We start from the raw sequence: 20,143 nt of genomic DNA, 5'->3' as shown, positions 1-20,143 counted from the left end.
CGGGTGATGCGCGCCGGTTAGAGTCTGGCCCGTGTCAAGCGTGAGCCCCGAACCCGCCCCCGCCGATCGGGTCGTCGTCACCGGAGGTTCCGGTTTCGTCGGCCGTGCGGTCGTGCAGGCCTTCGTCGAACGCGGTACCCCGGTCACCATCGTCGACCTCCAGGAGCCACCGGAGTCGCTGCGCGGCGACCTGGTGCACTACCTCGCCGGTGATCTGCGCGATCCGGCGGTGCGCGACGCCGCCGTCGAGGAAGGCGCGGCCGGGATCGTCCACCTCGCCGCGATCACCTCGGTGCTGCGCTCGGTGGACCAGCCCGACGACACCTTCGCCACCAACGTCGCGGTCACCCACGGCTTGCTGGAGCTCGCCCGGCTCCGCGGCGTGGACCAGTTCGTGCTGGCCTCCACCAACGCGGTGGTCGGCGACGTCGGGCACGGCACCATCTCCGAAGCGCTGCCGCTGACCCCGCTCACGCCCTACGGCGCCACCAAGGCGGCCTGCGAGATGCTGCTGTCCGGCTACGCCGGGGCCTACGGGCTCAGGGCCGCTGCGCTGCGCTTCACCAACATCTACGGTCCCGGCATGGGGCACAAGGACAGCTTCGTGCCGCGGCTGATGCGCGCGGCGCTCGCGGGCACCGGCGTCGAGGTCTACGGCGACGGCGGCCAGCGCCGCGACTTCGTGCACATCGATGACGTGGTGCAGGGCATCCTCGCGGCCTGGGACAAGCAGTACACCGGCACCGCGGTGATCGGCTCCGGCGACTCCATCTCGGTGCTGGAGCTGATCGAAGCGGTGCGCACCGCGACCGGCGAGCCGGTGCCCAGCACCCACGTGCCCGCCAAGAACGGCGAGATGCCCGCCGTGATCGTCGACGTCACCAAGGCGCAGCGGGAACTCGGCTACACCCCCGCGGTGGAGCTCACCGCCGGGCTGCGCACGGTGTGGGCGGACTTCCGCGCCTCCGCCGCCTCATGACGGCCGCGCTCGGGCGCTTCCTCCGCGCGCACTGGCTGCTCGCGCTGCTGCTGGTGGCCGGGACGGCGCTGCGGGTGGTCGCGCAGCTCGCCTACCGCCCGGCGCTGCTCTACATCGACTCGTTCCGGTACCTCGACGACCTCGGGGTGTTCTTCCCGGGCGGGATCAACCCGATCGGCTACGAGCTGTTCCTGTGGCCGCTGCTGGCGGTGGGCAACCTGACGCTGGTGGCCGCCGTGCAGCACCTGCTCGGGCTCGGTCTCGGCGTGGCGATCTACGCGCTGCTGCGCCGCTTCTCGGTGCGGCCCTGGCTGGCCGCGCTGGCCGCCGCGCCGGTGCTGCTGGACGCCTACCAGGTGCAGATCGAGCACCTGATCATGTCCGACCTGCTGTTCCAGCTGCTGCTGCTCGGCACGATCTACCTGCTGACCTGGTGGGGGACGCCCGGGCCCAAGCTCGCCGCGCTGGCCGGGCTGGTGCTGGCCGCCTCGGTCATCGTGCGCATCGTCGGGGTGACCCTGGTGGTGCCCGCCGCGGTCTTCGTGCTGCTGGCCGCCGGGCTGCGCCCCCGCGACGGGTGGCGCCGCCGGTGGGCTTCGACCGCGGCGCTGGTCGGGGCGTTCGCCGCCGTGCTCGGCGGATACGCGATGTACCACATGCTGTGGACCGGGGTGCCCGCGCTGGGCGGCTCCACCGGCAGCGTCGTCTACGGCCGCACCGCCGTCGTGGCCGAGTGCGAGCAGCTCGACCTCACCCCGGAGGAGGAGCTGGTCTGCCCGGACGAGCCGGTCGCGGAGCGCGAGCAGAAGGGCATCGACCACTACATCCACTTCTGGCACCAGCAGCACAACGTGGAGAACCTGCTGCCGGAGGGCATGGACTTCGTCTCCGCGCAGGGCTCGCTGGCCGCCAAGGTGCTGCTCAACCAGCCGCTGGACGTGGTCGGCGGAGTCGTCGAGGACTTCCTCAAGGGCTTCGCGCCGACCCGCACCCAGAGCCCCGGGGACGTCCCGCTGCACCGGTGGCAGTTCCAGACCTTCTACCCGATGTACGCCGACGAGTGGTACGTGGCCGAGTGGGTGGAGCGCCACGACGACGGCGAGATCTCCGTCGACCCGGAGCTGGCCGGCTTCCTGCGCGCCTACCAGCTGGGCGGCGGCTACACCCCGGGCACCGTCCTCGGCGTGGCGCTGCTGGTCGCGGTGCTCGCGGTGGCCGGTGCCGGCCGGGCCCGGCGCTCCGGCTTGCGCTCGGTCGTGCTGCTGCCCGCCGGGCTCGCCACCACCGTGCTCGGCACCGCCGCCGCGATGGAGTTCTCCTGGCGGTACCAACTGCCCAGCCTGGTGCTGCTGCCGCTGGCGGGAGCGCTGGCCATCACCGCCGTCCTGGGCGGGCGCAGGCCGCCCGCGCCGCACGCATCACCGAAGGAGACCGAGATGACGGCCTACCCGGACCCGGTGGACCGGGCCGCGCTGGACGACTACGCCACCCGCTACGGCGACCACCGATTCGCCCCGGTCGTGGTGCTCATCGCCGCCTACAACGAGCAGGAGGCGCTCGGCGGCGTGCTGGACGGGATGCCGTCGAGCAGCTGCGGCCTCGACGTGGACACCCTGGTCGTGGTGGACGGGGCCACCGACGGCACCGCCGAGGTCGCGGTGGGCCGCGGCGTGCAGACCTGCGTCGCCCCCGCCAACCGCGGGCAGGGCGCGGCGCTGCGGCTGGGCTACCACCTGGCGGCCGAGCGCGGCGCCCGGTACGTGATCACCACCGACGCCGACGGCCAGTACGACATCACCGAGCTGCCGAAGCTGCTGCAACCGCTGATCGACGACCGGGCGGACTTCGTCACCGGCTCGCGCCGCCTGGGCAGCAACGAGCGCCCGGCGCTGATCCGGCGGGTCGGCACCCACGTGTTCGCCTGGGCGGTCAGCGCGCTGACCCGGCAGCGGATCACCGACACCTCGTTCGGCTTCCGCGGGATGAAGGCCGAGGTGCCGGTGTCGGTCACCCTGGAGCAGCCGCAGTACCAGTCCTCGGAGCTGTTGGTCGGCGTGCTCAGCCGCGGTTACCGGGTGCTGGAGCAGCCGATGCGGATGCTGGTGCGCGCGGCGGGCAAGTCCAAGAAGGGCGGCGCGCTGCGCTACGGCTACAGCTACTCGAAGGTCGTGTTCGGCACCTGGCTGCGGGAACGCCGGGCCACCGCGTCGCGGCGGGCGCCGGAGCCGGTCAGCGAGGCCGCGGTGGCTGCCGAGCGGTGAACACCAGCCGGTCGATCAGGAAGAACTTCACCACGAACATCACCGCGTAGGTGCCGAGGAAGGCCGCCCAGACCACGACGACCTGGGCGGCTTCCCGGTCGGCGAAGGCGGAGCGGGCGAGGTGCTCGGCGCCGCTGGTGGCCAGCGCGGCCAGCACGGCGGTGCCCACCGAGATCACGCCGTAGCGCAGCAGCTCGCCGCGCAGCGCGTCCCGGCCACCGCCGCCCCAGGTGCGCCGGTTGAGCGCGAAGTTCGGCACCGCGCCCGCCAGCCAGGCCAGCGCGGTGGCCGCCGCCGGCGCGGCGCCGAGCGCGTAGGACGCCACGAAGACGACCTGGCTGACCGCGGTGGCGACCACCGACGCCGCCGCGAACCGGCGGACCAGCCGCCAGTACCGCCCGCGCGTCGGCTGGGTCCCTTCGTCGGCGTGCTGCACCATTGACCCCTCCGCGGTTGCTGCTGCCCGGCTGACCCTACCCAGCCCATCGCCGGTCGCGAAGGAGGTGGCCACTGCTTCGCAGTCCGCCACAAGGATGAGAACATCACCGCGTTGTTGTACCCATCGGGTGAAGCTCGTCGGAGGCGACTTGACCCGCCCGGCTCACCGTGCCAACTGCGGTGCCGCATGACGTAGAGGAGAAATAGGCGTGCGAATCCTCGTCCTCGGGGGGGACGGCTACCTCGGTTGGCCGACCGCTCTGCACCTGTCCGACTGCGGCCACGACGTCGCCGTCGCCGACAACTACGCCCGCCGCGGCTACGACCACGAGATGGGCGTCCAGAGCCTGGTGCCGATCGAGCCCATGCAGGTCCGGGTGGACGCGTGGCGCGAGGTGTCCGGCAAGACGATCAAGTCGTACTACGGCGACCTGGTCGACGGTGACTTCACCACCGAGATGATCCGGGACTTCCGCCCGGACACCATCGTCCACTTCGCCGAGCAGCGGGCCGCCCCGTACTCGATGATCGACCGCAAGCACGCGGTGTACACCCAGCAGAACAACGTCGTGGGCAACCTCAACGTGCTGTTCGCGATCCAGGAGGTGGACCCCGAGATCCACCTGGTCAAGCTGGGCACGATGGGCGAGTACGGCACTCCGAACATCGACATCGAGGAAGGCTGGCTGGAGGTCACCCACAACGGGCGCAGCGACCGGATGCTGTACCCGAAGAAGCCGGGGTCCTTCTACCACCTGAGCAAGGTCCACGACAGCCACAACATCGAGTTCGCCTGCCGGATCTGGGGGCTGCGCGCCACCGACCTCAACCAGGGCGTGGTGTACGGCCAGGAGACCCCGCAGACCGTCCGCGACCCGCGGCTGGCGACCCGCTTCGACTACGACGCCATCTTCGGCACCGTGCTGAACCGGTTCGTCATCCAGGCCGTGCTGGGCCACCCGCTGACCGTCTACGGCTCCGGCGGGCAGACCCGCGGCGCGATCGACATCCGGGACACCGTGGAGTGCATTCGGCTGGCCTCGGAGAACCCCGCCGCGCAGGGCGAGTTCCGGGTGTTCAACCAGATCACCGAGAGCTTCTCCGTGGGCGAGATCGCCAAGGTCGTGGCCAACAGCTTCGACGGGCAGGTCGAGGTCGAGCACGTCGACAACCCGCGCGTGGAGCAGCACGAGCACTACTACAACGTCAAGCACACCGGCCTGGTCGAGCTCGGCCTGGAACCGCACCTGCTGTCCAACACCCTCATCGAGTCGCTGTTCGGCGTCGCCGAGGCGCACAAGGACCGGGTGGACCTCGGCGCGATGCGCCCGACGGTCAACTGGCGCACGGCGTCGAGCCCGCTGCGCACCGACTCCTGATCGGGACCCGGTGGCGCGGCTCGCCCCGGGCCGCGCCACCGGGCGCACGCCTTTGACACCCGTGATGCGGGCCCGTGCCCGAACTGTGCCGCGCCCGGGGTGGAATATGCCAAGACGGGAAGGCAGACTGAGCCTGAGCGTTGCGGCTGCGTGAAAAGTCGCGGTACGGGGAGCGGTGCCCCGGGCATGGACTCTGCGCCAGACCCGGGGCACCTACCGTGTGTCGGGGGCTTCCACACGGTCTACTGAACGGTAACTCTTGTGGGTGAGGTCGGCGATACGGCACGTGGGTGTTGAACGCCGTTCACCTGACCCGGAGACCCGCCCCGGCCTGCTCCGCCCGGGTGAAGCCCTGCTCCGCCCGCCACCCGCACCACACCGGATGATCTTTTCGAGGTGAGGGGCGCCCCGGCCCGCGTGACGTGGTGCGGGGTGCCCCTCGCTCATCCTCCCGGGTGATCAGTCGGTTGCCGAGCGGGCGGGTTCGGGCTGGTCCGCGGTGTCGAGCTCGCGGCGCTCGCGGAGCACCGTGCGGGTCGTGTGGGCCAGGGCGGCCACCCAGGCCAGGGCGATCGCGACGTAGACCGCCACGCCGGCGGTGCCCGGCAGGCCGATCGCCTCGACCAGGGTGCGCGCGTTCGTCAGCACGATGAGGCCGCCCGCCCCGACGCCGATGAGCCGCATCGGCACGATCCGCACCAGGTAGGCCGCCAGCGGCGCCGCGACGACGCCGCCGAGCAGCAGCGCCCCCACCGTCGTCCAGGACAGCTGCTGGCCGCTCAGCGAGGTCAGGAAGCCGATGCTGGCCGCCACCGCGATGAGGAACTCGCTGGTGTCCACCGAGCCGATGACCTTGCGGGGCTCGATCTTGCCGGTGCTCAGCAGCGTCGGCGTCGCCACCGGCCCCCAGCCGCCGCCTCCGGTGGCGTCGACGAACCCGGCGACCAGCCCCAGCGGCGCGGTGAGCTTGGGGCTCACCCCGGTGAGCGTGCGCCGCCGCAGCGGCCGCAGCGCGAACTTCAGCAGGACGTAGAGGCCGAGCGCGAAGAGCACGAACGCCATCCACGGTTCCGCCGCCGCGGTCGACACGTTGCTCAGCGCGGTCGCCCCGAGGAACGCGCCGACGGCGCCGGGCACGCCGAGGGTGAGCACGACCTTCCAGTCGACGTTGCCGAACCGCCAGTGCGATACCCCGGAGGCCACCGAGGTGCCGATCTCGGCCAGGTGCACCGAAGCCGAGGCCAAGGCGGGGGCCAGTCCGGCGGTGAGCAGGATCGTCGTCGAGGTGACCCCGTAGGCCATGCCGAGCGACCCGTCGACGAGCTGGGCGATGAAGCCGCCGAGGGCGAAGAGGATGAACCCGTGCACGATGCCTCCGATGGGTGCGTGCGGACGCCCGCGCGCGGGGCCACCGCGTGCGCGGTGGTGCGGGGGCCGGATCGGACGCGGCCGCGTCGCCGGTGCGGCCGGGGAAGGGGGCGGGGCGTGGTGGCGGGCCTACCGCTCGCGCCGACACCCCGCGGAGATCACGCGCAGCAGGTCCACGTGGAGGCGTTCCGCCAGCAGCCGCCACTGATCTCCATGCGCCATGCCGGACAGTCAAACAGATCACGCGGACGAGTGGGGTCGGCTCCCACAGTCCGGGAGGCCCACCGGGGCCCTTCCGCGCGGGGTGTGGTCAAGGCCACCGACGACCTCGGCAGCGATCTTCGCGGTGCCCGAGCGGCGTTCCCGCGGGCCCGGGCGGAGATCGTCCGCGGGGCCCTCCGCGCGGGCGCGGCGGGACCCGCGCGGGCGTGCCGGGATGATCTCCGCGTTCGGTCCTCGCCTGCGATGACCAGCGAAAATACCTCGGACGCTGATCGATTTCGGCTTTCCGGTGGGGAAAAGTCGATCGATCGGCTCCGCCGCGTTGCGCGGACCGGGGGCGCGTTACCGGATGGTCATCTCCGGTGCTCACTCGGAGTAGCTAGTCGCTGAAACTCGGGTCGGACAAGCTCCCTGAATGGAGCATTGCTTGCGGTTCGTCGTCACCCTCCGCTACGGTCCCGCCTCGTACGTCACGGTTCGGTCACGAAGTCCTCAACCCCCGATGGAGGGCACCCGCTCGACCCCCAGGCGGGCGCGGCCGGATCTCCCCCGAGACGGAAGGTCACGATGAGCGATCATCGCCAGGAGAACGAGCAGTCCCCGAACGCCGATCTCCCGAAGTCCCGCAAGCTCCCGGTCCGCAACAAGGTGGTGGCCGCCGTCGTGGCCACCGGTGCCTTCGCCGCGGTCGGGGTGCCGTTCACGGCCACCGCGGCCGAGGGCGAGCACCGCCCGGTGCAGCCGCTGGTCGGCGAGACCGACCTGAGCCTCGCGGTCAACGGCGCCGAGAACCGCCCCGCGTCGGTCGAGCTGCTGCAGGCGCGCAGCCCGATCACCGAGGAGGGCGAGCTCGGCAAGATCGAGAAGGCCCGCGAGCTGGAGCAGCAGCGCGCCGCCGAGGCCAAGCGCCAAGCCGAGGAGGCCGCCCGGAAGGCCGCCGAGGAGGCGGAGGCCCGGGCCGCCGCCGAGGCGCAGGCGGCCCGGGAGAAGGCCGAGGAGGAGGCCCGCAAGGCGGCCGGCTTCGTCAAGCCGGCCGAGGGCACGTTCACCTCGGGCTTCGGCGCCCGCTGGGGCAGCAGCCACAACGGCATCGACATCGCCAACGACATCGGCACCCCGATCCGCTCGGTCGCCGCGGGCGAGGTCATCAACGCCGGACCGGCCAGCGGCTTCGGCCAGTGGATCCGGGTCCAGCACGACGACGGCACGATCAGCGTCTACGGCCACATCAACACCATCGACGCCAGCGTCGGCGACCGCGTCGATGCCGGTGAGCAGATCGCCACGATGGGCAACCGCGGCCAGTCCACCGGCCCGCACCTGCACTTCGAGATCATCACCGGCGGCAGCAAGATCAACCCGCTGCCGTGGCTCCAGGAGCGCGGCATCGACGTCCAGTCCTGAGCCCCCGCGGCCCGGCCGCGCTCAGGTGATTCCGAGTGAGGGGCACCTTCATCCGGCTAGGTCGGATGAAGGTGCCCCTCACTCATGTCGAAGTGGCGGCGGTCCGCGGTCAGTCGGCCTTCGCGGCGGCGTCCTGGTCCAGCCGGTCGCGCAGCCAGCTCAAGGTGCGCGCGAGCAGCCGGGAGACGTGCATCTGCGAGATGCCGACCTGCTCGGCGATCTGGGTCTGGGTCATGCCCCGGAAGAACCGCATCACCAGGATGCGGCGCTCGCGCTCCGGCAGCTCGTCGAGCAGCGGGCGGACCATCTCCCGGTTCTCCACCTCGGCCAGTTCGCTGTCGTCCTCGCCGATGGCGTCGCCGAGCGGGATCTCGTCGGTGTCGGTGAGCAGTTCGTCCAGCGAAGCGCTGCGGTAGGCGTTGCCCGCCTCCAGCCCCCGGTAGACGTCGTCGGTGCTGATGCCGAGGTGCCGGGCCAGCTCGCTGGGCGTGGGCGCCCGGCCCAGCTCCTGGGACAGCCGCGCGATGGCCGAGGAGACCGACAGGTGCAGCTCCTGGAGCCGCCGCGGCATCCGCACCGCCCAGCCGGTGTCGCGGAAGTGCCTGCGGACCTCGCCCATGATGGTCGGCACCGCGTAGGACAGGAAGTCGACGCCGCGTCCGGGGTCGAACCGGTCCACCGCGTTGATCAGCCCGAGGGTGGCGACCTGGGTGAGGTCCTCCTGCGATTCACCCCGGTGGCTGAACCGGCGCGCGATGTGCTCGGCCACCGGCAGGTGCTCGGTGACCAGCTTCTCCCGCAGCTCGCCGCGACGGGAGTCGTCTGCGCTCAGCTCGGCGTACTCGACGAACAGCGGAGCCAGTTCGTCGTAGCGTTCGTTTCTCGACGAGTGAGCAGATCCGGGAACCGCTCGCTTCACACGTGGGCCGTCCGTCCCTTGATCAGGTCGATCCGGACCAGGTTGCCGCCGCTGGCGGGGTCCGGCTCGACCGAGGTTGACACACTGTCGGCCAGGGCGCTCAGCACCCGCCAGCTGAAGGTGTCCTTGCGCGGTCCGAAAGCATCGTCGCTGGTCACCTCCGCGCTGATCGACAGCGTGTCGGTCAGCGAGCGGAACCGGCAGCGCAGCGTCGCCTCCGGTGCGGCCAGCCGCACGAGGGACGAGCACGCCTCGTCCACCGCCAGCCGCAGATCGGCGATCGCGTCCACGTCGAAATCCGCGCGCATCGCCAGGTCACCGATGACGGCCCGCATCACCGCCAGTTGTCGCGGGTCCGCGAGCACGCGGACCTCCACCGCGTCCGCTGCGGGTTCGTCCGTCTCGACCTGCGCGACCTCGCGCTCCACGCTCATCCCCGGGCCACCTCGTCTCGGTCTGTGCGTCGGTGGCGCACACGTTGCTCACAATCAGCTCATACCCGAGCCCCGCACCGAACAAACGGACGGCGCCACCGCCACCGCCCCAACGGGTCGTCGGCCCGGAACGCGGGACGCCCCGCCGGGTCGATCGCCCGGCGGGGCGTCCCGCTAGTCGCTCAGCTCCTCGGCCCGCGGTCGTTCGCGCGAACGACCGCACGCCCCTAGAACAGCGAGCTCCAATAGTCCCAGAAACGGATCAGGATCAGAACCACGACGAGGAGGTACCACAGCACCAGCACCACGCTGTGGAAGCGGCCGAGCGCGGCGCCGAGCGAGCGTCCCCCGCCGAGGTGGCCGTCGCGCAGCACGTGCAGCAGCGTGTACCAGAACATCGGGATGACCACGGCCCACACGACCATGCAGTACGGGCACAGCGCGCCGATCTCGTAGAGGCTCTGCCAGATCAGCCAGTGGACGAACGCGGCGCCGAGCGCGGTCCCGGCCAGCAGCCCCAGCCAGAACCAGCGCGGCGGGCGGTACCCGGCCAGCAGCGCGACGCCGACCGTGACCACCACCGGGAACGCCGCGATGCCGATCAGCGGGTTCGGGAAGCCCAGCACCGCGGCCTGCGGGCTGTCCATCACCGAACCGCACGAGATGATCGGGTTCAGACTGCACGTGGGCACGTACGTCGGGTCGGCGAGGCCGGCCAGCTTCTCGATGGTCAGCGCGAGGGCGGAGGCCAGGCCGATCAGGCCGCCGACGATGTGCAGCCAGGCCAGCCCGCGAACGGGGGTCGGGTGCTGCGCCGTGGTCACCGCGCGAGCTCCTGGTCCAGCTTGGCCCGGAACTCCTGGGACAGCTCCTGGTAGGTCTGCGAGGTCGGCTCCCACTTCTGCCCGTTGACGAAGATCGTCGGGGTGCCGGAGACGCCGGCGGCCTCGCCGTCCTCGATGTCCTGCTCGATGCGGTCCTTGACCGCCTGGGAGTCGTAGTCCTGCGCGAACCGGGCCATGTCCAGGCCGTTCTGGCGGGCGAACTCCTCGAACTTGGCGCGCGCGGCGGACACGTCGCTGGCGTAGCCGCTGCCGTCGGGGGTCATCGCCCAGCTCTGCCAGTTGTCGTACAGGGCGTGGTACATCTCCTTGAACTTGCCCTGCATCGCGGCGGCCTCGGCGGCCTGCGCGGCGGGTCGCGCCAGCGGGTGCATGTCCAGCGGGAAGTTGCGGACGACGAAGTCGATGCGGCCCTGGTAATCGGCCTCCACCTGCTTGGTCAGCGAGGTGTAGTACTGCTGGCAGGCGGGGCACTGGTAGTCCAGGAACTCCACCACGGTGACCTTGTCCCCGGGGCCTCGCTGAGCGTGTTGCTCTCCGGCTTGCGCAGCACGTCGGCGGAGACCCGGTCGTCGCCGCCCCCGCCGCCCGGGCCGCCGCCGCTGAACAGCAGCACCCCGCCGATCACGAGCACCGCCACGACGACGACCACGACGGTGAGGATGATGTTGGTGGACATCCCGCTCTTCTGGGTCAGCGGGTTGGAGCTCTTCGGCATCGGCTGCTTCACCTTCGGCGAACGGCGAGGAACGTCTCGCTCTGCGTGGCAGTTCTGATCCAGTCTCGCGCACTCACACGAACGTGTATTCGTCCGGGTCGTCCCTCTCAGCGGGTTCACAGGAACGTCTCAGCTCCCGCCGGTTTGGCCGCGTCGCCCGGCGGGGTAGCCGCTACCCGATGCGACCCCCGATGCGACCCGGGTGAGCGGCGATGAGCGATCCGTTCCGCCTCCTCCAGGAGGGCCAGGACAAGCTGCTGCGGGCCTGGGGCGGCGGCACCTGGCACACCCCGGAGCTGGCCGTGCTGACCGACCGGCCGTTCTCCGACGAGCGCTGGCTGTTCGAGCGCAAGCTGGACGGGGTGCGGCTGATCGCCGGGCGCGACGGGGGCGCGCCGCGGTTGTGGTCGCGCAACGGCAAGCGGGCCGACGCCGCCTACCCCGAGGTGGCCGACGCGCTCGGCGAGGGACCGGAGCGGTTCGTCGTCGACGGCGAGGTGGTGGCCTTCGAGGGCGGCCGGACGAGCTTCGAGCGGTTGCAGCGGCGCATCCACCTGACCCGCCCGGAGGAGGCCCGGCGGACCGGCGTCGCGGTGTACTACTACGTCTTCGACCTGCTCGCGTTCGGCGGCGTGGACCTGACCCGGTTGCCGCTGCGGGACCGCAAGCGGCTGCTGCGGGAGTGCTTCGGGTTCACCGATCCGCTGCGCTTCTCGGCCCACCGCGGCGGCGACGGGGAGGACTTCTTCCGGCAGGCCTGCGAGCGCGGTTGGGAGGGGCTCATCGCCAAGCGCGCGGACCAGCCGTACCGCAGCGGGCGGTCCCGGGACTGGCTGAAGTTCAAGTGCGTCGCCGGGCAGGAGTTCGTCGTCGGCGGCTACACCGATCCGCAGGGCGCCCGGCAGGGCTTCGGCGCGCTGCTGGTCGGCTACTACGAGGGTTCCCGGCTGCGCTACGCGGGCAAGGTCGGCACCGGCTACGACGAGCGGACCCTGCGCGACCTCAAGGAGCGGTTGGACCGGCTCGGGCGGGACCGGTCGCCGTTCGCCGACGAGGTCGGGGAACGGGCGCACTGGGTCGCGCCCGAGCTGGTCGCCGAGATCGGGTTCACCGAGTGGACCGCCGAGGGCAAGCTCCGCCACCCCCGGTTCTCCGGCCTGCGCACCGACAAGAGCGCCGGTCAGGTCGTCCGGGAGGGGTAGCCCGGCCGCCGCGCGGGAACGCGGGTCAGCGCTGCACGTGCTCGATGGTGCTGACGCTGGCGGCCGGCGTCGGATGTTCCTGCGGAGGTCCCCACGCGGCGAAGACGACGGTGGCGAGGACCATCATCATCGATCCCACAACCGACACGATCGTGCGGCTGTTGTTCTGCATGGGCGGGGCCTCTGCTTCCTCTCGCAGGGATGGGGGAAATGTGGCGGTAGCGACACCGCCAACCGCTTGTCGCTACCCAGGGCGACAACGTTACGACCCGATCGGCTAATCCGGGTGTGACCTGAAACTCCCTCGTAACACAGGGTTCTGTCGATCTCGGGAACCCCGGCCGCGGGCTGTGTCCCCGCTCACGGTGCCTTGCCGCCGCCTCGGCCCGGGTAGTTGGTTCCTCGCATGGATGTTCCCCGTCTGCAGGACCTGCTCGACCTCGCCGAGCCCGGCGGCGACCGGTTCCTGGGCCGCACCCAGCCGCTGCCGGCCCAGCGGTTGTTCGGCGGGCTGCTGCTGGCCCAGTCCATCGCGGCGGCCGGGCGGACCGTGCCGGAGGGGCGGCCGGTGCACTCGATGCACGGCCTGTTCGTCCGGGCCGCCGTGCCCACCGACCTGGTGGAGTACTCGGTGGAGCGCATCCGCGACGGCGGGGCGACCTCGGCGCGCCGGGTGATCGCGCGGCAGGGCGGCGCGGAGGTGTTCTCCGCGACCGTGTCCTTCCAGCGCGCCCGCGAGGGCCTCCGGCACCAGGCGCACTGCCCGCCCGCCACGTCGCCGGAGGACCTGCTGCCGCTGCACGAGCGGTTCGCCGCCTCGGACGTCCCGGTGCCAGAGTGGTGGCGGCGGCCGAGGGCGATCGAGCTGCGGCACGTGGACGACCCGCCGTACCCGCCGCCGGTGCAGGCCACCGATGCCTCCCGCCACCTGGTGTGGATGCGGGCGCCGGAGAAGCTGCCGGACGACCCGCTGCTGCACGCCTGCGCGCTGGCCTACGCCTCGGACATGACGCTGCTGGAGCCCGTCTTCCTGCTGCACGGCGTGGACCGGCACGCCAGCGACGTGCGGTTGGCCAGCCTGGACCACGCGATGTGGTTCCACGACGACCTCCGCGCCGACGAGTGGCTGCTCTACGACCAGGACTGCCCGGTGGCGGGCGGCGGCCGGGTGCTGGGCCGGGGGGCGGTGTTCGACCGCGCCGGCCGCCAGGTCGCCACCGTCGCGCAGGAGGGCCTGCTCTCGCTCTCCCGCTGATCCCGGGCGGGCCGCGCGGGCTGGTTCGGCCGGGCCGGCCGGGGCCGCCGGTATCGTCGAGGAGCGTGGTAGCCGATCCTGCCGATTCCGCCGCCGTCACCCACGCGCTCGCCCGCGCGCGCCTGGAGGACCTCCCGGCGCTCACCGAGCGGCTGATGGCGGCGATCTTCACCGACAACCCGGAGTGGACCGACTACAGCCCGGTGCCCCGGGAGGACCTGTGGGACGGCTGCCGCCGCTACCTGGAGCGCATCCTGCAGATCCTCAGCGGTGCGGTCGGCGGCCCGGACGGTGACGACGTCGCCGCGGCGATCGGCAGGCGGCGCGCCGAGCAGGGCGTGCCGCTGGAGGTGATGCTGCGGACCTTCCGGCTCGGCGGGCGGATCATCTGGGAGGAGCTCGTCGACCAGGCCCACCAGGAGCACGCGGACCCGGACTCGATGCTGGGCGTGGCGACCTCGATGTGGACCGTCATCGACGGGCTGTCCTCCACGCTGTCGACCTCGTACCGCAACACCGAGCTGGAGCAGGTGCGCCGCGACGACCAGCGCAGGCACGCGCTGGTCGAGGACCTGCTCGCCGGACGCGCGCGGGACATCGCCTTCGCCCAGCGCACCGCCAAGGAGCTGGACCTGCCACCGGGCGGCGACTACCTGGCGGTGGTGGCCGAGATGCAGCCCGACGGGGCGTTCGCGCTGCGCGGTCACCAGGACGCCCTGCACGCGCTGCACGTCCGGTCGGTGTGGCAGGTGCGGGCCGACACCCTGGTCGGCCTGGTCGCGCTGGAGCAGCACGACAAGAACCTGGTGCTGGACGCGCTGCGCCCGCTGGCGCGTGCCAGGGTGGCGGCCTCGCCGGTGGTCCGCGGCCTGGCCGAGGCCGGGCTGGCCCACCAGCTCGCGCTCACCGCGCTGGGCACCTCCTCGCACGGGGTCGCCGAGCTGGTGACGCTGGAGGAGCGCTACCCGGAGGCGCTGCTGGTGCAGTCCCCGGACCTGGCGCAGCGGCTGCTGGAATCCCGCCTCGGCCCGGTGCTGGCGCTGCCGGTGCGGGAGCGGGACATGCTGCTGGACACGCTGACGGCGTGGCTGGAGGAGAACTGCTCGACGGCCAACGCGGCGGTCCGGCTGCACTGCCACCGCAACACGGTGCTCAACCGGCTGCACCGGATCACCTCCCTGATCGGGCAACCCCTGTGGGGGCGCAGCGCCTACGTGTCGCTGTCGCTGGCCCTGTCGGCGCTGCGGTTGCGGGACGGCTTGCGGAGCTGATCGGGGGGCTCGCGCTGTGCAACCTGCGCACCGCCCCGAATGCCCGATTGGTCCGTCCGGCGGTCCGGCGCCGGCTGGAATGCGCCGCACATCCGGACATTTCCGCCCGGGCCGCCCCGGCGTGTGGTACGCGTCTCGGCACCATCGGTGATGGTATGACTACACCTCGTGTTCGTTCGAGCGACCGATGTGCGTTCTGCACAGTCGCACCCGGTGAAGTCTGGGCGAGCGGGCATAGCGCGAAAGTGGTCGTGCTCACGACACTCTGAGTGAGATTCGCCCGTCCATCCGGGCGATGGGCAACGGGCGCGTACGGCACGAAGGAGCACATCGAAGTGCAGGAGTTCGACCTTCTCGTAGTGGGTGGTGGCCCCGGCGGGTACGTCGCGGCCATCCGGGCCGCGCAGCGCGGCCTGTCGGTCGGCGTGGTGGAGAAGGAGAAGGCGGGCGGTGTCTGCCTCAACTGGGGCTGCATCCCCACCAAGGCGATGCTGCGCTCGGCCGAGGTCTACGAGACCGTGCTGCACGCCGCCGACTTCGGCATCAACGTCGGGGACGTCAGCGTCGACTACGACGCGATCAGCCGCCGCAAGGACGACGTCGTCAAGGGCCTCACCGACGGGGTCGCCGGGCTGCTCAAGGCCAACGGCGTCACCGTGATCAACGGTCACGCCCGGTTCACCGGACCAACCACCCTCGACGTCTACGCCACCGGCGAGTCCCCGCTCGGTGCGGGCGGCCCCCGCTACGCGGCCGAGCCGACCGGCGCGGAGCCGATCGAGCAGGTCTCGGCGCGCGACGTCATCATCGCCACCGGCTCGGTCCCCGTGCAGCTCCCGCTGCCCGGCGCCGACCTGCCCGGCGTGATCACCTCCGACGGGGCGTTCGGCCTCCAGGAAGTGCCGAAGCGGCTCACCGTCATCGGCGGCAGCGCGGTCGGCGCCGAATGGGCCAGCCTGTTCAACACCCTCGGCAGCGAGGTCACGATCGTCGAGATGCTCGACACCCTGGTGCCCGCCGAGGACGCCGAGATCGGCAAGGCGCTGGGCCGCTCGTTCGGCAAGAGCGGCATCAAGGTCCTCACCGGTGCCACCGTCTCCGGGATCGAGCAGGCCGACGGTGCGCTGCGGGTCGCCGTGGACGGCGCCAAGCCGCAGCAGGTGGACGCCGACGTGGTCCTGTTCGGCGTGGGGCGCAAGCCCAACACCGCGCAGCTCGACCTGGAGCGCGCCGGGGTGAGCACCGACCAGCGCGGCTTCATCGGCGTGGACGAGGCGCTGCGCACCGACGTCGAGCACGTCTACGCGATCGGCGACGTCACCGGCAAGGCGCTGCTCGCGCACGTCGCCTCGCACCAGGGCGTGGTCGCCGCCGAGACGATCGCCGGGCACCACGCCCGGATCGACTACGACGTCATCCCCGCCGCCACCTTCACCCACCCCGAGATCGCCAGCGTCGGCCTCACCGAGGCGCAGGCGAAGGAGGCCGGGCACGAGGTGGTCGTCGGCAAGATGCCGTTCGCGGCCCTGGGCCGGGCCAAGTCCTACGGCGACACCGAGGGCTTCATGAAGGTCGTCGCGGGCGCGAAGTACGGCGAAGTCCTCGGCGTGCACATCATCGGCCCGTCGGCCAGCGACCTGATCACCGAGGGTTCGCTGGCGATGGCTCTGGAGGCGACGCTCGACGAGCTCGCCGAGACCATCCACGCGCACCCCACGCTCGGGGAGATCGGCATGGAGGCGGCGATGGTCGCGCTGGGACTGCCGATCCACGTAGCACCGCCCAAGAAGCGCTGACCTGACGTCGAAAGGACATCCCGATGGCGCAGCAGACCGCCACCCGCGGCAAGACGTCCTCCCGCAGCACCAAGTCGCGGCGCGCCGCGAGCTCGGCGCACGGCTCGCAGAGCGGACCGCTCGCCGGTGAGCCGCAGGAACTCCTCCGGGACTACTTCCGCGAGATGACCCTGATCCGCCGCTTCGAGGAGCGCGCGGCGCAGGGCTACACCCAGGCCAAGATCGGCGGCTACTGCCACCTGAACCTGGGTGAGGAGGCCACCGTCGTCGGCCTGATGCGCGCCCTGCGCAAGACCGACGTGCTGTTCACCAACTACCGCGAGCACGGCTACGCCCTGGCCAAGGGCATCGAGCCGGGCCGCGTGATGGCCGAGCTCTACGGCCGCACCACCGGCACCTCCCGGGGCTGGGGCGGCTCCATGCACATGTTCGACGTGGAGGCCGGGCTGCTCGGCGGCTACGGCATCGTCGGCGGGCAGATCCCGCTGGCCACCGGCGCCGCGCTGGCCATCGACTACCGCGGCGGCGACGAGGTCGTGATGTGCCAGATGGGCGACGGCACGACCAACATCGGCGCCTTCCACGAGTCGCTGAACATCGCCGCGCTGTGGAACCTGCCGGTGGTGTTCGTGGTGGTCAACAACCAGCTCGGCATGGGCACCACGGTGGAGATGTCCTCCGCCGAGCCCGAGCTGCACAAGCGCGCCGCCGCCTACCGGATGCACGGCGAGCGGGTGGACGGCAACGACGTGCTGGCCGTCCGCGATGCCGCCGCCAGGCTGGTCGAGCAGGCCCGCTCCGGCGGGGGCCCGGCGCTGCTGGAGCTGGTCAGCGAGCGGCTCAAGGGCCACTCCGTGGTCGACCCGGGCAAGTACCGCAGTGACGAGTCCATCACGAAGGCGCGCGAGTCCGACCCGGTGGCGGCCTTCCGGGCCCAGCTCATCGAGGCCGGTGTGCTCGACGAGGACGCCGCGGCGGAGATCGAGTCCGCGGCGCAGGCCGACGCCGACGCCGCGGTCTCCTTCGCCGACGACAGCCCGCACCCGGACCCGTCGACGCTGTTCGACTACACCTACGCCACGCCGGTGGCCAACGACTCGCGTCGGCTGCCGGCCGACCCGGTCTTCTGACCGGACCGCTCCCACCACCACCGCGCAGGCCGCCCGCGCCACCGGGCGGAACCGACGCCCCGCCACAGCGGACCGCGGCTCGTCGCCGAGACGCCACGAGGTCACGAGCCGCGGTCCTCACCCAGGAGAATCACCCTTGGCCGTCATCACCTACCGCCAAGCGCTGCACGACACGCTTCGCGAGGAAATGCTGCGCGATGAGGACATCTTCCTCATCGGCGAGGAAATCGGGATCTTCGAAGGTTCCTACAAGATCACCGCCGGGCTGCTCGACGAGTTCGGCGAGAAGCGGGTGCGCGACACCCCGATCGCCGAGGAGGGCTTCGTCGGCGCCGCGATCGGTGCCGCGATGCTCGGGCTCCGCCCCGTCGTGGAGCTCATGACGATCAACTTCTCGCTGATCGCGCTGGACCAGATCGTCAACCACGCGGCCAAGATCTACGGCATGTTCGGCGGTCAGACCAGCGTGCCGATGGTGCTGCGCACCCCCGGCGGCGGCGGGCAGCAGCTCGGCGCCACCCACTCGCAGAACATCGAGCTGTACTACGCCTTCGTGCCGGGCCTCAAGGTCGTCGCGCCGAGCACCCCGGCCGACGCGAAGGCGCTGCTCAAGGCCTCCATCCAGGACGACGACCCGGTCCTGTTCCTGGAGAACCTCTCGCTCTACAACACCAAGGGCGAGGTGCCCGACGTCACCGAGCCGGTCGAGATCGGCAAGGCCAAGGTGACCCGGCCGGGTGCCGACATCACCATCATCGGCTACTCCCGGATGGCGATGGTCGCCCAGCAGGTCGCCGACAAGCTGGCCGACGAGGGCGTCGACGCGGAGGTCATCGACCTGCGCAGCCTGCGGCCGCTGGACCGGGAGACCATCGTGGAGTCCGTGCGCAAGACCGGATGCGCCGTGGTGGCCGAGGACGACTGGCTGACCTACGGCATCGGGGCCGAGATCGCCGCGTCGATCTCCGACGGTGCGTTCGACTACCTGGACGCCCCGGTGCGCCGGGTCGCCGCGGCCGAGGTGCCGCTGCCGTACGCCAAGCCGCTGGAGAAGGCGGCGCTGCCGTCCGCCGAGTCCCTGACCGCCGCGGTCCACCAGACGCTGGAGGCCGTCGGCCGCCGCCGCTGAGGCCCGTCTCTTCCGAGGAACTGATGACTGAGATTCAGATGCCGAGGCTCTCCGACACGATGGAGGAGGGCGTCATCTCGACCTGGAACAAGCAGGTCGGGGACCAGGTCAGCCGCGGCGACGTGGTGGCCGAGATCGAGACCGACAAGGCCATCATGGAGCTGGAGGCCTACGACGAGGGCGTGCTGGAGAAGATCCTCGTCGGCGAGGGCCAGACGGTGCCGATCGGGACCCCGATCGCCGTGGTCGGCGACGGTTCCGGCGCCGCGGCCGAGGCTGCCGGCCCCACCGAGTCCGCCCGCCCCGCCGAGCCCGCTCCGGCGGCCGAGCCGGAGCAGGAGGCCGAGGCGGAGCAGCCCGCGCCCGCCGCCGAGCCCTCGCCGCAGCCGGCCGCGCAGCCGCAGGCCGCGCCCGGGTCCAAGCCCAAGGCTTCGCCGCTGGCCAAGGCGGTCGCCCGGGAGCTGGGCGTGGACCTGGCGGGGATCCGGGGTTCCGGCCCCGGCGGCCGGATCATCCGCGCCGACATCGAGGCCGCCGCGGCGTCGGCCCCGGCCGCGCCGCCGCAGGCCCCCGCCGCCGAGGCCGCCCCCGCCGCGGCCGCGCCCGCGGTGGCGAGCGAGGACGTCGAGGAGATCCCGCTCAGCGGCGTCCGCAAGGTCACCGCGAAGCGGCTGACCGAGAGCAAGCAACAGGCCCCGCACTTCTACCTCACCAGCGCGATCGACGTGACCGACCTGGTGGAGTTCCGCGGGCACCTCAACGAGCGGCTGCAGGCCTCCGGGGGCCCGAAGGTCAGCCTCAACGACCTGGTCGTCAAGGCGGTCGCCACGGCGCTGCGGGCCAACCCGTCGGTCAACGTCTCCTTCGCCGGGGACAAGATGCTCCAGCACAAGCGGATCAACCTCGGCGTGGCCGTCGCGGTCGACGCCGGGCTGCTGGTGCCGGTGATCCCGGACGCCGACCGCAAGAGCGTCTCGGAGATCGCCGCGGAGAGCCGGGAGAAGGCGCTCAAGGCCCGCGACGGCAAGCTCAAGCTCGACGAGATGTCCGGTGGCACGTTCACCATCTCGAACCTGGGCATGTTCGGCGTCGAGCAGTTCTCCGCGGTGATCAACCCGCCGGAGGCGGGGATCCTGGCGGTCGGCTCGGCCAGCGACGAGGTCAAGGTGCGCGACGGCGAGTTCGTCGTCCGCAAGATCCTGCGGGTGACGCTGTCGGCCGATCACCGCGCCGTGGACGGCGCCGTGGGCGCCGCCTTCCTGCAGCAGTTCACCGCGCTGCTGGAGGACCCGATCCGGATCATCGCCTGACGGTCCCCCGATCCGACCCCTCCCGCGACGAGCCCGGCTCTCGCGGGAGGGGTTCGCCCACGCCCGCAACCCGCCCGGGTGAGCTG

19 protein-coding genes are annotated in these 20,143 nt (G+C 71.8%); 11 read left to right on the top strand and 8 right to left on the bottom strand.

Annotated elements, in window-relative coordinates:
• The first annotated feature begins 31 nt into the window (after positions 1-31).
• Together ACQP0T_RS20535 and ACQP0T_RS20530 are read left to right on the top strand one after the other, a co-directional pair.
• Positions 32-979: an NAD-dependent epimerase/dehydratase family protein gene (locus ACQP0T_RS20535; RefSeq protein WP_433869540.1), complete on the top strand. Its 948-nt coding sequence runs from the start codon at positions 32-34 to the stop codon at positions 977-979.
• Entirely contained in the window at positions 976-3,240 is a 2,265-nt protein-coding gene (locus ACQP0T_RS20530) for a glycosyltransferase family 2 protein (RefSeq protein WP_433869539.1), read from the top strand. Before ACQP0T_RS20535 ends, ACQP0T_RS20530 begins: the two co-directional genes overlap by 4 nt.
• Here the strand turns inward: ACQP0T_RS20530 and ACQP0T_RS20525 are convergent.
• Positions 3,209-3,679, bottom strand: a complete 471-nt coding sequence (locus ACQP0T_RS20525; RefSeq protein ID WP_433869538.1) for a GtrA family protein — start codon at positions 3,677-3,679, stop codon at positions 3,209-3,211. The two genes, ACQP0T_RS20530 and ACQP0T_RS20525, sit on opposite strands and share 32 nt — an antisense overlap.
• A gap of 208 nt (positions 3,680-3,887) precedes the next feature.
• Between ACQP0T_RS20525 and ACQP0T_RS20520 the strand changes: the two genes are divergently transcribed.
• Positions 3,888-5,057 carry an NAD-dependent epimerase/dehydratase family protein gene (locus ACQP0T_RS20520; protein WP_345367047.1) on the top strand — a complete coding sequence of 390 codons (1,170 nt, stop codon included), beginning with the start codon at positions 3,888-3,890 and terminating at the stop codon, positions 5,055-5,057.
• Positions 5,058-5,516: 459 nt separating this feature from the next.
• Here ACQP0T_RS20520 and ACQP0T_RS20515 read toward each other — a convergent pair whose 3' ends face one another.
• Positions 5,517-6,425: a sulfite exporter TauE/SafE family protein gene (locus tag ACQP0T_RS20515; RefSeq protein WP_433869537.1), complete on the bottom strand. Its 909-nt coding sequence runs from the start codon at positions 6,423-6,425 to the stop codon at positions 5,517-5,519.
• A gap of 789 nt (positions 6,426-7,214) precedes the next feature.
• Between ACQP0T_RS20515 and ACQP0T_RS20510 the strand changes: the two genes are divergently transcribed.
• Positions 7,215-8,051 (top strand): M23 family metallopeptidase, encoded by an 837-nt coding sequence (locus ACQP0T_RS20510; RefSeq protein WP_433869536.1) that lies wholly within the window; start codon positions 7,215-7,217, stop codon positions 8,049-8,051.
• Positions 8,052-8,160: 109 nt separating this feature from the next.
• On the opposite strand, the gene ACQP0T_RS20505 is transcribed toward ACQP0T_RS20510, so the two are convergent.
• The 5 genes from ACQP0T_RS20505 to ACQP0T_RS20485 form a co-directional block, all read right to left on the bottom strand.
• Positions 8,161-8,970: an RNA polymerase sigma factor SigF gene (locus tag ACQP0T_RS20505; RefSeq protein ID WP_345367041.1), complete on the bottom strand. Its 810-nt coding sequence runs from the start codon at positions 8,968-8,970 to the stop codon at positions 8,161-8,163.
• Positions 8,967-9,404 (bottom strand): ATP-binding protein, encoded by a 438-nt coding sequence (locus tag ACQP0T_RS20500; protein WP_345367039.1) that lies wholly within the window; start codon positions 9,402-9,404, stop codon positions 8,967-8,969. The genes ACQP0T_RS20505 and ACQP0T_RS20500 overlap by 4 nt, the downstream gene beginning before the upstream one ends.
• 227 nt (positions 9,405-9,631) lie before the next feature.
• On the bottom strand, positions 9,632-10,228 hold the full coding sequence (locus ACQP0T_RS20495; protein WP_345367037.1) for a vitamin K epoxide reductase family protein: 597 nt from the start codon (positions 10,226-10,228) through the stop codon (positions 9,632-9,634).
• On the bottom strand, positions 10,225-10,740 hold the full coding sequence (locus tag ACQP0T_RS20490; protein ID WP_433869535.1) for a DsbA family protein: 516 nt from the start codon (positions 10,738-10,740) through the stop codon (positions 10,225-10,227). Before ACQP0T_RS20490 ends, ACQP0T_RS20495 begins: the two co-directional genes overlap by 4 nt.
• Positions 10,686-10,964 carry a hypothetical protein gene (locus ACQP0T_RS20485; RefSeq protein WP_433869534.1) on the bottom strand — a complete coding sequence of 93 codons (279 nt, stop codon included), beginning with the start codon at positions 10,962-10,964 and terminating at the stop codon, positions 10,686-10,688. The genes ACQP0T_RS20490 and ACQP0T_RS20485 overlap by 55 nt, the downstream gene beginning before the upstream one ends.
• Positions 10,965-11,176: 212 nt before the next feature.
• On the opposite strand from ACQP0T_RS20485, the gene ligD reads away from it, so the two are divergent.
• The gene (gene ligD, locus ACQP0T_RS20480; protein ID WP_433869533.1) at positions 11,177-12,166 is read left to right on the top strand and encodes a non-homologous end-joining DNA ligase; all 990 of its coding nucleotides are present in this window, start codon (positions 11,177-11,179) and stop codon (positions 12,164-12,166) included.
• A gap of 25 nt (positions 12,167-12,191) precedes the next feature.
• Here the strand turns inward: ligD and ACQP0T_RS20475 are convergent, their stop codons facing one another.
• Positions 12,192-12,338: a hypothetical protein gene (locus tag ACQP0T_RS20475; protein ID WP_345367031.1), complete on the bottom strand. Its 147-nt coding sequence runs from the start codon at positions 12,336-12,338 to the stop codon at positions 12,192-12,194.
• Positions 12,339-12,572: 234 nt separating this feature from the next.
• Between ACQP0T_RS20475 and ACQP0T_RS20470 the strand changes: the two genes are divergently transcribed.
• The 6 genes from ACQP0T_RS20470 (at position 12,573) to ACQP0T_RS20445 (ending at position 20,057) form a co-directional block, all read left to right on the top strand.
• A complete protein-coding gene (locus tag ACQP0T_RS20470) occupies positions 12,573-13,421 on the top strand; it encodes an acyl-CoA thioesterase (protein WP_433869532.1) in 849 nt (282 codons plus the stop codon).
• A gap of 65 nt (positions 13,422-13,486) precedes the next feature.
• Positions 13,487-14,692 (top strand): PucR family transcriptional regulator, encoded by a 1,206-nt coding sequence (locus tag ACQP0T_RS20465; RefSeq protein ID WP_433869531.1) that lies wholly within the window; start codon positions 13,487-13,489, stop codon positions 14,690-14,692.
• 335 nt (positions 14,693-15,027) lie between these two features.
• Positions 15,028-16,488, top strand: coding sequence for a dihydrolipoyl dehydrogenase (lpdA, locus tag ACQP0T_RS20460; protein ID WP_433869530.1), 1,461 nt, complete (start codon positions 15,028-15,030; stop codon positions 16,486-16,488).
• A 23-nt stretch (positions 16,489-16,511) separates the two neighbouring features.
• Complete coding sequence (gene pdhA / locus ACQP0T_RS20455; protein ID WP_345367023.1) at positions 16,512-17,618, top strand: pyruvate dehydrogenase (acetyl-transferring) E1 component subunit alpha; 1,107 nt, start codon at positions 16,512-16,514, stop codon at positions 17,616-17,618.
• 136 nt (positions 17,619-17,754) lie between these two features.
• Entirely contained in the window at positions 17,755-18,747 is a 993-nt protein-coding gene (locus ACQP0T_RS20450; RefSeq protein WP_345367021.1) for an alpha-ketoacid dehydrogenase subunit beta, read from the top strand.
• A gap of 23 nt (positions 18,748-18,770) precedes the next feature.
• Positions 18,771-20,057: a pyruvate dehydrogenase complex dihydrolipoamide acetyltransferase gene (locus tag ACQP0T_RS20445; RefSeq protein ID WP_433869529.1), complete on the top strand. Its 1,287-nt coding sequence runs from the start codon at positions 18,771-18,773 to the stop codon at positions 20,055-20,057.
• Positions 20,058-20,143 lie beyond the last annotated feature (86 nt).

This window comes from Saccharopolyspora sp. CA-218241, from assembly GCF_050954615.1.
Lineage (GTDB): Bacteria > Actinomycetota > Actinomycetes > Mycobacteriales > Pseudonocardiaceae > Saccharopolyspora > Saccharopolyspora cebuensis.
Note: the sequence above shows the minus strand (reverse complement) of the source record. Positions and strands in the feature narration are given on the sequence as shown.

Coding starts and splice junctions, on each gene's coding strand:
- ligD (WP_433869533.1), top strand. CDS start 11,177: ATGAGCGATCCGTTCCGCCTCCTCCAGGAGGGCCAGGACAAGCTGCTG.
- ACQP0T_RS20500 (WP_345367039.1), bottom strand. CDS start 9,404: ATGAGCGTGGAGCGCGAGGTCGCGCAGGTCGAGACGGACGAACCCGCA.
- ACQP0T_RS20445 (WP_433869529.1), top strand. CDS start 18,771: ATGACTGAGATTCAGATGCCGAGGCTCTCCGACACGATGGAGGAGGGC.
- ACQP0T_RS20485 (WP_433869534.1), bottom strand. CDS start 10,964: ATGCCGAAGAGCTCCAACCCGCTGACCCAGAAGAGCGGGATGTCCACC.
- ACQP0T_RS20525 (WP_433869538.1), bottom strand. CDS start 3,679: ATGGTGCAGCACGCCGACGAAGGGACCCAGCCGACGCGCGGGCGGTAC.
- ACQP0T_RS20470 (WP_433869532.1), top strand. CDS start 12,573: ATGGATGTTCCCCGTCTGCAGGACCTGCTCGACCTCGCCGAGCCCGGC.
- ACQP0T_RS20510 (WP_433869536.1), top strand. CDS start 7,215: ATGAGCGATCATCGCCAGGAGAACGAGCAGTCCCCGAACGCCGATCTC.
- ACQP0T_RS20530 (WP_433869539.1), top strand. CDS start 976: ATGACGGCCGCGCTCGGGCGCTTCCTCCGCGCGCACTGGCTGCTCGCG.
- pdhA (WP_345367023.1), top strand. CDS start 16,512: ATGGCGCAGCAGACCGCCACCCGCGGCAAGACGTCCTCCCGCAGCACC.
- ACQP0T_RS20475 (WP_345367031.1), bottom strand. CDS start 12,338: ATGCAGAACAACAGCCGCACGATCGTGTCGGTTGTGGGATCGATGATG.